General features: G+C 70.8%; 6 protein-coding genes. 2 read left to right on the top strand and 4 right to left on the bottom strand.

Translation table 11 applies throughout. From position 1 onward, the window contains the following. The first annotated feature begins 192 nt into the window (after positions 1 to 192). Complete coding sequence (locus DFH01_RS26710) at positions 193 to 981, top strand: PEP-CTERM sorting domain-containing protein (RefSeq protein ID WP_233256308.1); 789 nt, start codon at positions 193 to 195, stop codon at positions 979 to 981. Between the two features lie 42 nt (positions 982 to 1,023). Here the strand turns inward: DFH01_RS26710 and DFH01_RS26705 are convergent, their stop codons facing one another. From DFH01_RS26705 to DFH01_RS26690, 4 genes are all read right to left on the bottom strand, one after another. After that, positions 1,024 to 1,761, bottom strand: a complete 738-nt coding sequence (locus DFH01_RS26705) for a TlyA family RNA methyltransferase (RefSeq protein WP_109873588.1) — start codon at positions 1,759 to 1,761, stop codon at positions 1,024 to 1,026. After that, positions 1,758 to 2,894, bottom strand: a complete 1,137-nt coding sequence (locus DFH01_RS26700) for a mandelate racemase/muconate lactonizing enzyme family protein (RefSeq protein WP_109873587.1) — start codon at positions 2,892 to 2,894, stop codon at positions 1,758 to 1,760. Before DFH01_RS26700 ends, DFH01_RS26705 begins: the two co-directional genes overlap by 4 nt. 123 nt (positions 2,895 to 3,017) lie before the next feature. After that, positions 3,018 to 4,046 (bottom strand): 4-hydroxythreonine-4-phosphate dehydrogenase PdxA, encoded by a 1,029-nt coding sequence (pdxA, locus tag DFH01_RS26695; protein ID WP_109873586.1) that lies wholly within the window; start codon positions 4,044 to 4,046, stop codon positions 3,018 to 3,020. Further along, on the bottom strand, positions 4,043 to 5,092 hold the full coding sequence (locus tag DFH01_RS26690; RefSeq protein WP_109873585.1) for a four-carbon acid sugar kinase family protein: 1,050 nt from the start codon (positions 5,090 to 5,092) through the stop codon (positions 4,043 to 4,045). Before DFH01_RS26690 ends, pdxA begins: the two co-directional genes overlap by 4 nt. A 513-nt stretch (positions 5,093 to 5,605) precedes the next feature. Here DFH01_RS26690 and DFH01_RS26685 point away from each other — a divergent pair. After that, positions 5,606 to 13,882 (top strand): calcium-binding protein, encoded by an 8,277-nt coding sequence (locus DFH01_RS26685; RefSeq protein ID WP_109873584.1) that lies wholly within the window; start codon positions 5,606 to 5,608, stop codon positions 13,880 to 13,882. Positions 13,883 to 13,892 lie beyond the last annotated feature (10 nt).

Below are 13,892 nucleotides of genomic sequence, written 5' to 3'. Positions count from 1 at the left end.
GCATCAGGTTCGGCGGCAAGATCGGGAGCGTGCCCGATCCCGCCTCCCTGGCGCTGATCGGCCGGTCCAGCCCCCTCTCTCGGCCCCTGCGCATGTTTGACATTGTAGGCGTAATAGTTGCGTAATAGGTCGCACAAGCGGTGCAGCCCTGCTCGACCGCCAGACAGGTCAACGGAAGCAGCGGGAGGCCCGATGCGCAGCTTGTTTTCCACTCTACCCGCAGTCGCAGTCGCCGCTGCGCTCTGCGCGGCGGTGCCGGCGCGGGCGGATCACATCGTCGTTGATGAATATTGGAGACCGCCGCCCGAAGCCCAGGACTTCTCCCTCGATATCCGGGTCGGTTGGTTCGCGCCGGTGACCCCTGGCAATCCGGTGTCGATCGAGTTCAAGCTCACTCTTACCACAGTCGATCCCTACACCACTCCCACCATGAATCCACGCATCGAGGTCAGTTCGAATGGACAGACTGTCGTTGCGGACGAGGTTAGCTGGATCGGCGACCATTACAAAACGACCTATCTGCTCGCCGCACCTTTGATCTTTAACACTCCTGGCCTTTTCAATGTAAATTGGAAATGGTCTGGGACTGTATTTTTAGACTATTTCCAAGAAGCCTACATAGGCTCAGATTTTCGTCGGGTTGAGACTGAGGTTACGGAACTTGTCTATTACGAATATACACAAGAGGAGTGTGATCTTTATGGGTTGTGCGGTGGTTTTTGGGAGGAAGAAACTTACACGGTCGTTGAGATTGTCGAAGTTCCTATCTATGACATTGAGAATTTGTGGGTCTCCAACTATCTGTTAGGTGAGAGCAGGAGCTTCACGCTGCTCGTCGATCCGATCACCGGCGGCGGCCTGAATCTGGGTGGCACGAACGGCGAGGTCGCTGTTGGCGTCCCCGAGCCCGCCTCCCTGGCCCTGTTCGGCGCCGGGCTGCTGGGCCTCTTCGGCCTGCGCCGGCGCGCCCCGGCGGCGTAAGCCCGACAACCTGTCGGAAGACCTGACAGTCGCGCGGACGGCTCAGCCCCGCCGCGCGGCGATCAGGAATTCCCGGTTCCCCTCGGGGCCGAGGATCGGGCTGGCCTCGATGCCGATGACCTGCCAGCCCGGCAACGCCGACCACCAGGCGCGGATCTCGTTGCAGACGCGCCCATGCACCGCGGGCTCGCGCACCACGCCACCCTTGGCGACGGCAGGCCCCACCTCGAATTGCGGCTTGATCAGCGCCACCGCCCAGGCGCCGGGCGCCGCCAGCGCGAGCGGCGCCGGCAGCACGGTGCGCTGCCCGATGAAGCTGGCGTCGCAGACGATGGCCTGCACCGGCTCCGGGACCTGCGTCGCATCCAGGTAGCGCGCGTTCACGCGCTCCTTCACCACCACGCGCGGGTCGTTGCGCAGCGTCCAGGCCAGCTGCCCGTGGCCGACATCCACCGCATAGACCTTCGCCGCGCCGTGGTGCAGCAGCACGTCGGTGAAGCCGCCGGTCGAGGCGCCGACATCGAGGCAGACGAGGCCCTTCGGCGAGAGCCCAAAATGCGCCAGCGCATGCGCCAGCTTCACGCCGCCGCGCGACACCCAGGGATGGTCCTGCCCGCGCACCTCCAGCGGCTGGTCGGGCTTGATCGCATCGCCCGCCTTGGCCACGCGCTGCTCCCCGCTGAACACCAGCCCCGCCAGGATCAGCGCCTGCGCCCGCGCGCGGGATTCGACCAGCCCGCGCTCGACGAGCGCGACATCGGCGCGCTGTTTCGGCGTCACGCCGCGAACCGCTTCAGCGCCGCGCGATCCACCGTAACGCCAAGCCCCGGCGCCTCCGGCACGCGCACGCGCCCTTCGGCCGAGACCGGCGGCATGCTGGTGACCGCGTCGCGCACCGGATGCGGCGAGCGGTCGAGTTCCAGAAGCGGCGGGCGCGGGAACAGGCCCGGCGGGTTGTCCGGGATCACCGCGAGCAGATGCAACGAGGCCGCGAGCGTCACGCCCGTGCCCCAGACATGCGGGTTCACGCGCACTCCGAAGGCGCTCGCCATGTCCGCGATCTTCTTCAGTTCCGAGATGCCGCCGCAGGCAGCGACATCCGGCTGCAGGATGTCCACGGAACGGCGCGTGATCATCTCCGCAAAACCCCAGCGCGCGAAGCTCGCCTCGCCGCCCGCCACCGGCAGCGGCTGGCGCGCCTTCACCTCCAGGTAGCCCGCGATGTCCTCCGGCGGCACCGGCTCCTCGAACCAGCCGATGTCGCAATCGGCCACCGCATTGCCATAGGCGATCGCCGCTGGCGCGTCATAGGCGTGGTTGCAATCCACCAGCAGCCCGCAGTCCCGCCCGATGGCGTTGCGGAAATCCTTCGTCAGCGCGATGTCCTGCTTCAGCCCCCAGCCGGTCTTCAGCTTCAGCGACCGGAAGCCTTCCGAGCGGCGCTGCCCGGCTTCCTCCACCAGGTAATGCAGGTGGTCGTCGCGCTCGCGGCGGTAGAAGCCCGTCGCATAGGCCTCGATCTCCATCCGCAGCGGCCCGCCGAGCAGCCGGTGCACCGGCAGCCCCAGCGCCTGCCCCGCGATGTCCCACAGCGCGATGTCGATGGCGCTGATCGCCTCCACCACCAGCCCGCGCTGCCCGTGGTCGCGCAGCCGGTTGTACAGCGCCTGCCAGATCGCCTCCCGCGCCATGGCGTCCTGCCCGATCACCAGCGGGGCCAGCCACGCGACGATGGGCGCGGTCAGTTCCGGCGGCCCGAAGGCCTCGCCCCAGCCGGTGATGCCGTCCTCGGTCGTGATCTCCACCAGCATCGCGCCGCGCCTGCGGTACCAGGCCTGCGAATAGGCGAAGGGTTCCGACAGTTCCGCCATCAGCACATGGGGCGCGACGGCGCGAACGGTGGTGCCGGGCATGCTCGTCTCCTGGGGGAGGACGCCGTCCTCCACCGTCAGTCTTGCACCGTCGCCGCCCTTCGCGGCAAGGCGCCGGCCGTCACGCGCAACCCGCGCCGCGCATCGGGCCGCCCGCGATGCCGGTCACGCAGCGCCACCGGCGGCGAGCATCGCCGCATACTCGATCGCCTCCACCATGCTCGACGCCGCGGCGATGCCGCGCCCGGCGATGTCGAAGGCGGTGCCGTGGTCCACGCTGGTGCGGATGATCGGCAGGCCGAGCGTGACGTTGACGCCGTTGAGCCCGGTCCAGCGCCCGCTCTCGCGATCCACCTTGAAGCCCAGCAGCTTCACCGGGATGTGGCCCTGGTCGTGGTACATGGCGATCACCGCGTCGAACTGGCCCGCCGCCGCCTTGACGAAGACCGTGTCGCCGGGATGCGGGCCGGTCACGTCCTCCCCGCGCGCCCGGTACTCGGCGATGACGGGCACGTTCACGCGGTCGTCCTCCTCGCCGAACAACCCGCCCTCGCCGGCATGCGGGTTCAGCGCGGCGACGGCGATGCGCGGCCGCGCGATGCCGAGGCGGCGCAGCGCATCCAGCGTCAGGTCCAGCGTGCGGCGCAGGCGTTCCGGCGTCAGCAGCGCGGGCACGCGCGCCAGCGCCACATGCGTCGTCACATGCACCACGCGCAGGTCGCCATGCGCCAGCATCATCCGGCTGTCGCGCGCCCTGGTCAGCGCGGCCAGCAGCTCCGTGTGGCCGGGATGCGCGATGCCGGCGCCGTTCAGCGCCTCCTTGCTGATCGGCGCCGTGGCGATGGCCGCCGCCTCGCCGCGCATCGCCATGCCGACCGCCGCGACGATGGCCGCATGCGCCTGGCGCCCGCCCTCGGCCGCCGCCACGCCGAAGGTCGTCGGCGCCTCCGGCCGCGTCGCCGCCACCACCTCCACGCGCGGCCACACGCCGCCCGTGCCGAAGGGCACGAGTTCCGAGCCGAGCCCGAGCGCTGCGTTGGTCCGCGCGAATTCCTCGACCGTGCCGACCGCGACGGGCCGCAGGGCGCCGGCCGCGACGCGCGGCGCCAGGTCGGCGATGGCCTTCAGCACGACCTCCGGCCCGATGCCGGCGGGATCGCCCATGGTGACGGCGATGACAGGCGATTCAGTCATGCGACGACGCGCTTCCCTTGCAGCAGGTCACGGAACAGCCCCCGGTCGTCGAAGGCGCCGGAGGAGGAAATCAGCGGCGTGCCGTCCCACGGCCCGCCACGCAGCCGGGACAGCGGCAGCCCGGTCCGTACCTCGCCCGCGACATCGAGCGCCATGACGCCGAGCGCAAGACACAGGTCGCGCAGCGACCGCCCGCCCACCACGCCGAGCAGTGGCGGCGGCGGCAGGCCCGCGAAGGTCTCGGCGAGGCCACGCCATATCGCGCCCGGCGCGTCGCCCGCCGCCTGAAGTGACAGCGCCGCGCCCTGGCCGTCGCCGAGCGCCGCGGCGGCGCGCCGCGCCGCCTCGCCGGCCTGCGCGACGGAAGCCGGCCGAAGCACCGCCTGCCCGAGCCCCGGCAGCATCGCCGCCGCGCGCGCATGCCGGCTGCCGCAGAGCAGCAGCAGCGGCCCCGCCGGCGGATGCGCGGCGCGGCCCGGCCCCGCCAGCGCGCGCGCCAGCCCGCCCGATCCCGCCCAGAGCACCGGCTGCGGCAGATCGGCACGGGCCAGCGCCGCGAGATCCGCCTCCGTCTCCACGTCGCAGAGCCAGGCGCCGGCCCCGCCGGGCACCTCGCCCGCGGCGAGGCGTCGCGGCCGCAGCCCTGCTGCCGGAAGCAGCGCGCCGAGATCCGGGCCGGCCGTGCCATCGGCCAGCAGCAGCCGCCCCTCGCGCATGCGCCGCCCCTGGCCCGGAAAGGCCGGCGCGATCACCAAGCTGGAGAAGCCGCCCGCCGCACTGGCCGCCAGCTCCGCCGCGACATGGCCGCGCAGCAGGCTGTCGAGCTTGCGGAAGGCAGGCCGCCCGCCCGCCAGCCAGGGCGCGAGCGCGGAAGCGCGGCTCCTCGCGGCATTGGCCGGGCCATCGCGCGTGTCGGCGTCCAGCGCGCCGGCATCCGGCGGCGTCTCCAGCGCCACGGGAAGCGCATGCCCGGCCGAGGCTGCGAAGGGCGCCGTCGCGTCCAGCGCGCCCGTCAGGTCGTCGGCGAGCAGGCGCAGGCGGCTCATGCCGGGGCTTCCCTCGCCCGGCGCGCGGCCGGGATGCGGACAGGCGAGGAGGCGGCGATCGGCGCGGTGGCCGTCGGATCAGCCGGGACGCGCTCACCACCGGGTGGCAGCCGCGGCTCCGCGCTGAACATGCCCCGCTTCCTCCTGCCGCGATGACCGGCGCCCCGCTCGGTCCCGCGTGACTGTGCGCGACTGCGCGCGAATTTGGCAAACGGCTTCGTCCCGTCCGCCGCCTTGCGGTGCGGAGGAACGCCCCCTTGCAGTCCGACAGTCATTCCCGCATTCACAGGCGATCAGGCGACCCTCGGCGGCCGGAAATCGCTGCACTGCAAAATCGAAGCTGAAATCCTGCGGGATCCGTCAAGCAGATCGATCGCGCGGCGGCGGATTCTTCCGTTCCCAGACTGGGCGACCCGTCCCGAGGCTTGATCGCGCCTCGCATCTGTATCAATATCGCCCGGCAAACGATGCTGGGCTCCCGCATCGGCATTTCATCACATTGTCGGTTCCCTTATGACAATACTGTCCTTCAGCGCGAGCGATTTCTCCACCTGGGCGTTGGGTGCGCCCACCGATCTCAATTTCCGGTGGGACGCCTTCCGCATCGCGCTGGACCAGGATGTCAGCGTGCCCGTGCTCGGCGTGCCGGGCGCCACCATCACCCTCGACGGCAACATCAGCGGCCATGCCGGGCTCTTCGCGGAGCTGCAGCTCGGCCTCGGTGCCGCCAGCATCGAATACGGCGTGGCGCTGGATGCGCCCTCGGACGCGTTGTTCCTGAACGTGCCCGTCGCCTTCGACACAGCGGGCTTCAGCGTGCTCGGCGGCGCGATGCAGACGGAGGGGCCGGACCCGGCTGGCGGCTTCTTCCGCCTCGGCCTCGACTGGGAGCTCGCCGCCGCGCTGACCGGCGTGCGCCTCGACATCCCGCTCGAATGGGCGGGCGTGAACGATCCCTCCGCCGCGATCGAGGGTGTCGGCTTCTCCACCGGGCCGCGGACGCAGGACCTGTTCCGCATCGATGGCGGCGACCTCGATCCGCTCTACGCCTCGCTGATCCCGGGCCTGCTCGGCGGCACGCTGCAACTGCCCTCGCGCGTGGACACCGGGACCTCCGCGCTGGTCGCCGACGACGACCTGCCCGATCTCGTCTCGGAAGGCGCCTCGGCGGTGCCCTTCGCCGACATCCAGCTCGACCTGGATGGCGCGATCAGCCAGCTGCTCGCCTCGCTCGGCCTGCCGATCCAGCTCGAGGGCGACCTCACCATCGACACCGGCATCTTCCGGCTCGAGCTCGGCTACACCATCCTCAGCGCCGCCGCGGCGCTCGCGCTGAAGTTCGGCCAGCGCTTCACCTTCGACGCCAGCCATGTGGATGTCCGGCTGGAGACCGAATTCGGCGACGTCGTCACCGGCCGTCTCGGCGATGATTTCGACATCCCGACGCCCGATGGCGGCTGGGGCACGATGGCGGTGGAGGCGACCTACAGCCTGGTCGGCAGCTTCCGCAACCAGTCGGGCATGGTCGCCTCCGCGCGCATCGACCATGAGTGGTTCGCCGGCAATGCCGAGCTCACCGTCTTCGGCCAGACCGCCGAAGGCGACCCGCAGAACAATGGCGGCGGCTTCGAGTTCGGCCCGCTGTTCCGCGGCAGCTTCCCCTCGGCGGAAGGCTGGGACTTCGCGAAGTTCTACCTCTACGACGACGCGTTCTCGGTGGAGGCCGCCTTCGCCCCGCTGACCGAGACCTACGTCGTCAACTGGGAGAATTTCTGGGAAGGCACGCCGGACGCCGACATCCGCACCCTCACGCCGCACCAGGTGGAGATGGATGCGCTGGGCGGTAACGACGCGATCACGGGCAATGCGCTCGACAACGCCGTCACGCTCGGCGGCGGCGACGACAGCGCGAGCGGCGCGGAGGGCGATGATTCGCTTTCCGGGGGCGAGGGGGCGGACACGCTGGAAGGCGGCCCCGGCGACGACACGCTGGATGGCGGGCCGGGCAGCGACCGCGCCCTGTTCCAGGGCGGCGGCGACGTCGTCGTCACGCTGGACGCGAATGGCGATGGCGGCGCGACCGATGGCCTCGGCGGCCTCGACGCGCTGCTCGGCATCGAGGAGATCGAGACCGGGGACGGCAACGACATCATCCTGCTCGCCGGCACCGGGACGAACCGCGTCGTCTCCGGCGGCGGCGACGATCTCGTCGCGACCGGCGCCGGCCATGACGAGGTGCGCGCCGGCGCCGGCAACGACACCGCGTCGCTCGACGAAGGCAATGACTGGGCGATCGGCGAAGCCGGCGCGGACAGCCTGGACGGCGCGGCCGGCAACGACACGCTGAACGGCGGCGCGGAGGCCGACACCCTCGCAGGCGGCGAGGGCGACGACAGGCTGCTCGGCGAGGATGGCGGCGACGTGCTGCTCGGCGCCGCGGGCGCCGACACGCTGGCGGGCGGTGCGGGCGCGGACCTGCTGGAGGGCGATGCCGGCGCCGACACGATCGATGGCGGCGACGGCGCCGACACGCTCGCGGGCGGCGAGGATGCCGACCTGCTCTCCTTCCTCTCGCTCTCCTCCGGCGTCACGCTGAACCTGGGCGCGGAGACGGTGGAGGGCGCGGGCGGCGCCGTGGTGGCCCCCGGCACGGCGCGCGATGCGAACGGCGCGGTGGATCTCGTCTCCGGCTTCGAGAGCGTGCAGGGCAGCGATCACGACGACCTGCTCGTCGGCGGCACCACGGAAGCGCTGGAGGGCGGCCTCGGCGCCGACACGCTGGTGGGCGGCAGCGGCGCGCATGAGATGCGCGGCGGCGCCGGCAACGACACCTTCGTGGTGCGCCGCGCCGACCAGGTCGTGATCGAGACCGGCCTGGCGGGCGACCACGACCACGTCATCAGCCATGTGGACTTCTCGCTGCTCGCGACGCCGACGGTCGAGGACCTGACGCTGGTCGGCGCGGCGCGCCTCGGCACCGGCAACGCGCTCGCCAACCGGCTGACCGGCACGGATGCGGCCGACACGCTGGAGGGTGCCAACGGCGCCGACAGCTTCTTCGGCGGCGCGGGCGACGACGTGTTCCTGGCCGATGGCGGCGACGACCTCTTCGTGGAACTGCCGGGCGGCGGCCGCGACACGCTGCGCCTCGTCGCCGGCAGCGCGGCGCCGACCACCTTCGACGGTGCGCTGAACGGCGCGGCGGAGATTGAGGATTTCGTTCTCGTCGTCACCGGCGCGCGCAACCTGCTCGGCAATGCGCGGGACAACCTGATCACCGACAATGCGTCGAACAACCGCCTGGAGGGGCGCGAGGGCAACGACACGCTCTCCACCACGGCGGGGCTCGACACGGTGCATGGCGGCCCGGGCAGCGACCGGCTCGTTGTGGATTACGGGAACGCGACGGGCAGCGTGTTCCTCGGTACCGGCAACGGCGATTTCGGCGCCGATGCGGTGAATGGTGGCTTCGCCGGCCGCGTCTTCCAGGATTTCGGCCGCTTCACGAGCTTCACGGGCATCGAGAGCTTCTCACTCGCCACGGGCAGCGGCGCGGACAACATCCGCACCGGCGACGGCGGGGACAGCATCAGCAGCGGCGGCGGCAACGACACGATCAACAGCGGCACCGGTGCCGACACGGTGGATGCCGCTGCCGGCAGCGACTACCTGGCGGCGACCGTCGAAGGCGGAGACGCGGCACGCGCGCTCGATCTCGCCAGCGACGAATGGCAGGACCTCGGCTCGCTGCAGATGCGCGACGTGGAGGGCGTGAACCTGCGCTGGCTTGGCGACGGCGCGCGCGACATCACCACCTCGGCCAGCGTCGTGTACAACGACGTCATCACCACCTTCGGCGGCAACGACACCTTCCGCGGCGGCGTCGGCCTGGACAGCTGGGCGGCGGGCGCGGGCGAAGACCTGCTGGTGCTGGACTATGGCAACGCGACGGGCAGCGTCTTCCTCGGCACCGGCAATGGCGACTTCGCAGCGGACACGGTCAGCGGCGGCTACGCGGGCCGCGTGTTCCAGGATTTCGGCCGCCACACCTCCTTCAGCGGCGTGGATCGCTTCCACCTGACCACCGGCAGCGGCGCGGACAACATCCGCACCGGGAACGGCGCGGACAGCATCAGCAGCGGCGGCGGCAACGACACGATCAACCCGCTGACGGGCGCCGACACGGTGGATGCCGCCGCCGGCAGCGACTACCTGGCGGCCACCGTCGAGGGCGGCGAGGCCGCACGCAGCCTCGATCTGCACAGCGACGATTGGCAGGATCTCGGCTCGCTGCAGATGCGGGACGTGGAGGGCGTGAACCTGCGCTGGATCGGCAGCGGCGCGCGCGACATCACCACCTCGACCAGCGTCGTGTTCAACGACGTCATCACCACCTTCGGCGGCAACGACACCTTCCGCGGTGGCGTGGGCGAGGACAGCTGGGCGGCAGGCGCAGGCGACGACCTTCTGGTGCTGGACTACGGCAGCGCGACGGGCAGCGTCCTCCTTGGCACCGGCAATGGCGACTTCGCGGCGGATGCCACGAATGGCGGCTATGCCGGCCGTGTCTTCCAGGATTTCGGCCGCTACACCTTCTTCAGCGGCGTCGAGCGTGTCCACCTGACCACCGGCAGCGGCGCGGACAACATCCGCACCGGGAACGGCGCCGACAGCATCGGCACGGGCGTGGGCAACGACACGGTGAATGTCGGCACCGGCGAAGACACGGTGGATGCCGGCCTCGGCAGCGATTACCTCGCCGCCACGGTCGAGGGCGGAGAGGCGGCGCGCAGCCTCGATCTGCACAGCGACGAATGGCAGGACCTCGGCTCGCTGCAGATGCGCGACGTGGAGGGCGTGAACCTGCGCTGGCTCGGGAACGGCGCGCGGGACATCACGACATCTGCCACCGTCGGCTTCAACGACATCATCACGACCTTTGGCGGCGACGACACCTTCCGCGGCGGCGTCGGCCTGGACAGCTGGGCGGCGGGCGCGGGCGAAGATCTGCTGGTGCTGGACTACGCCAGCGCGACGGGCGCTGTCTTCCTCGGCACCGGCAATGGCGACTTCGCAGCGGACACGGTCAGCGGCGGCTACGCGGGCCGCGTGTTCCAGGATTTCGGCCGCCACACCTCCTTCAGCGGCGTGGATCGCTTCCACCTGACCACCGGCAGCGGTGCGGACAACATCCGCACCGGCATCGGCGCCGACAGCATCAGCAGCGGCGGCGGCAACGACACGATCAACCCGCTGACGGGCGCCGACACCGTGGACGCCGCCGCCGGCAGCGACTACCTGGCGGCCACCGTCGAGGGCGGCGAGGCCGCACGCAGCCTCGATCTGCACAGCGACGATTGGCAGGATCTCGGCTCGCTGCAGATGCGCGACGTGGAGGGCGTGAACCTGCGCTGGATCGGCAGCGGGTCGCGCGACATCACCACCTCCGCGACGGTCGGCTTCAACGACGTCATCACCACCTTCGGCGGCAACGATACCTTCCGCGGTGGCGTGGGCGAGGACAGCTGGGCGGCCGGCGAGGGCGACGACCTTCTGGTGCTGGACTACGGCAGCGCGACCGGCAGCGTCTTCCTCGGAACCGGCAATGGCGACTTCGCGGCGGATGCCACGAATGGCGGCTATGCCGGCCGTGTCTTCCAGGATTTCGGCCGCTACACTTTCTTCAGCGGCGTGGATCGCTTCCACCTCGCCACCGGCAGCGGTGCGGACAACATCCGCACCGGCATCGGCGCGGACAGCATCAGCAGCGGCAGCGGTAACGACACCATCAACCCGCTGACGGGCGCCGACACCGTGGACGCCGCCGCCGGCAGCGACTACCTGGCGGCCACCGTCGAGGGCGGCGAGGCCGCACGCAGCCTCGATCTGCACAGCGACGAATGGCAGGATCTCGGCTCGCTGCAGATGCGGGACGTGGAGGGCGTGACCCTGCGCTGGCTCGGCAGCGGGTCGCGCGACATCACCACCTCGGCCAGCGTCGTGTTCAACGACGTCATCACCACCTTCGGCGGCGACGACACCTTCCGTGGCGGCGTGGGCGAGGACAGCTGGGCGGCCGGCGAGGGCGACGACCTTCTGGTGCTGGACTACGGCAGCGCGACCGGCAGCGTCTTCCTCGGAACCGGCAATGGCGACTTCGCGGCGGATGCCACGAATGGCGGCTATGCCGGCCGTGTCTTCCAGGATTTCGGCCGCTACACTTTCTTCAGCGGCGTGGATCGCTTCCACCTCGCCACCGGCAGCGGTGCGGACAACATCCGCACCGGCATCGGCGCGGACAGCATCAGCAGCGGCAGCGGTAACGACACCATCAACCCGCTGACGGGCGCCGACACCGTGGACGCCGCCGCCGGCAGCGACTACCTGGCGGCCACCGTCGAGGGCGGCGAGGCTGGGCGCAGCCTCGATCTGCACAGCGACGAATGGCAGGATCTCGGCTCGCTGCAGATGCGGGACGTGGAGGGCGTGACCCTGCGCTGGCTCGGCAGCGGGTCGCGCGACATCACCACCTCCGCGACGGTCGGCTTCAACGACGTCATCACCACCTTCGGTGGCGACGACACCTTCCGTGGCGGCGTGGGCGAGGACAGCTGGGCGGCCGGCGAGGGCGACGACCTGCTGGTGCTGGACTATGGCAACGCGACGGGCAGCGTCTTCCTCGGCACCGGCAATGGCGACTTCGCGGCGGACACGGTCAGCGGTGGCTCCGCCGGCCGCGTCTTCCAGGATTTCGGGCGCTACACCTCCTTCAGCGGCGTGGATCGCTTCTACCTGACCACCGGCAGCGGTGCGGACAACATCCGCACCGGCAGCGGCGCCGACAGCATCAGCACCGGCGCGGGCAACGACACGGTGAATGCCGGCGCGGGCGACGACCTCGTGGACCTCGGCAGCGGCGGCGGCAGCGCCCAGGGTGGCGACGGCCTAGACACGCTGGTCGTCTCGCTCTCCGCCGAGACGGCGGCGCTGGTGCTCGATGCCGCGAACGGGCAGATCCGGCGCGGCGCCACTATCCAGGTCACCTTCTCAGGCTTCGAACGGTTGGAGGTCGCCGGTGGGCTCGGCGCCGATATCCTCGCCGGTGGCCTCGACAACGACCGGCTCGATGGCGGCGGCGAGTCCGACACGCTGAGCGGCGATTCAGGCTCCGACACGCTGCTGGGCGGCGCGGGCGATGACCGCCTCGCGGGCGGCAACGGCAGCGACCGGCTCGAGGGTGGCGACGGCTTCGACACGGCCGTCTTCGGCGGCACGCAGGCCGACTACGCGATCTCCCTTCTCGCCGGCGGCGGGCTGTTGGTGACGGACCTTCGCGTCGGATCGCCGGAGGGCGCGGATACGCTGCTTGGTATCGACGTGATCGTCTTCGCGGACACGCTGATCGGCACCAACTGGCCCACCGCGGGCGACGATGCGCTCGAAGGCACCGCTGCGGCCGACACCATCGATGCGCTGGCTGGCCACGACGCGGTGCTCGGCCTCGCTGGCAACGACCGCCTCGTCGGCAACGACGGCGACGACACGCTCTCCGGCGGCGCCGACAATGACAGCCTCATCGGCGGCAACGGCCATGACAGCCTGGATGGCGGCACGGGCGCCGACAGCATGCTGGGCGGCGCCGGCAACGACCGCTACGTCGTGGACGACGCCGCCGACCGCATCGCCGAGACGCGCACCGGCGGCGCCGACACCGTGCATTCCTCCATCACCTGGACCCTCGGAGCGCATCAGGAGGACCTGGTGCTGACCGGCGACGCCGCCATCGACGGCACCGGCAACAACCTCAACAACGTCGTCACCGGCAACGGCGCCGCGAATGTCCTGCTCGGCGGCGGCCGCGCGGACACGCTGATCGGCGGCGGCGGCGACGACCTCTACCTGATCGACGCGACCGACACGCTGATCGAGCAGGCGGGCGGCGGCAACGACACCGTTGTCGCCAACGCCACCTTCGCGCTGCCCGACCATATCGAGGTGCTGCGATTCAACGGCGGCGCCAATGTGCGCGGCGACGGCAATGCCGAGGACAACTTCATGCTCGGCAATGTCGGCAACAACCGCCTGCTCGGCTACGACGGCAACGACACGCTGAACGGCGGCCTCGGCAACGATACCCTGCAGGGCGGCGAGGGCGCAGACAGCCTGGTCGGCGGCGAGGGCGTGGACCGTCTCGACGGCGGCAATGGCGACGACACCTATGTCGTCGCGGATTCGGATGTGGTGATCGAACTTCCGAATGCCGGCATCGACACGGTGCTGAGCGCGATCAGCTACATCCTGCCCAATGCCGTGGAAAACCTGTCGCTGCTCGGCGCCGGCGACCTGACCGCGATCGGCAACGCGCTCGACAACGTGCTGACCGGCAATGCCGGTGCGAACCTGCTGCGCGGCCTGGGCGGCGACGACCGGCTCTCCGGCGGCCAGGCCGGCGACACGCTGGAAGGTGGGGTGGGCGCGGACACGCTGACGGGCAGCGGCGGCCTCGACCAGTTCCTGTGGCTCAGCCCGCTGGAAGGTGGCGACACGCTGGTGGATTTCCGCGCAGGCGAGGACAAGCTCGCCTTCCAGGCAAGCGGCTTCGGCGGCCTGGTGTCGGTCACGTTGTCGCAGGATGCGCCGGTCGGCGGCGTGGCGCAGTTCGTCTACACCAGGGCGACCGGCGTGCTGGCGTGGGATGCGGATGGCGATGGCGCGAGCGGCGGCATCGCCATCGCCACGCTGTCCAACAGGCCGTCCCTGGCCGCGGCGGACTTCGTTATCGTCGCGTAGCAGGCCCGGG

This window comes from Falsiroseomonas bella (assembly GCF_003173615.1).
Taxonomy (GTDB): domain Bacteria; phylum Pseudomonadota; class Alphaproteobacteria; order Acetobacterales; family Acetobacteraceae; genus Falsiroseomonas; species Falsiroseomonas bella.
This window is presented reverse-complemented; position numbering and strand designations above follow the sequence as displayed.

What these genes read in the sequence shown, in the direction of transcription:
- DFH01_RS26710 (WP_233256308.1), top strand. Translation starts at nt 193, where the DNA reads ATGCGCAGCTTGTTTTCCACTCTACCCGCAGTCGCAGTCGCCGCTGCG.
- DFH01_RS26700 (WP_109873587.1), bottom strand. Translation starts at nt 2,894, where the DNA reads ATGCCCGGCACCACCGTTCGCGCCGTCGCGCCCCATGTGCTGATGGCG.
- pdxA (WP_109873586.1), bottom strand. Translation starts at nt 4,046, where the DNA reads ATGACTGAATCGCCTGTCATCGCCGTCACCATGGGCGATCCCGCCGGC.
- DFH01_RS26690 (WP_109873585.1), bottom strand. Translation starts at nt 5,092, where the DNA reads ATGAGCCGCCTGCGCCTGCTCGCCGACGACCTGACGGGCGCGCTGGAC.
- DFH01_RS26685 (WP_109873584.1), top strand. Translation starts at nt 5,606, where the DNA reads ATGACAATACTGTCCTTCAGCGCGAGCGATTTCTCCACCTGGGCGTTG.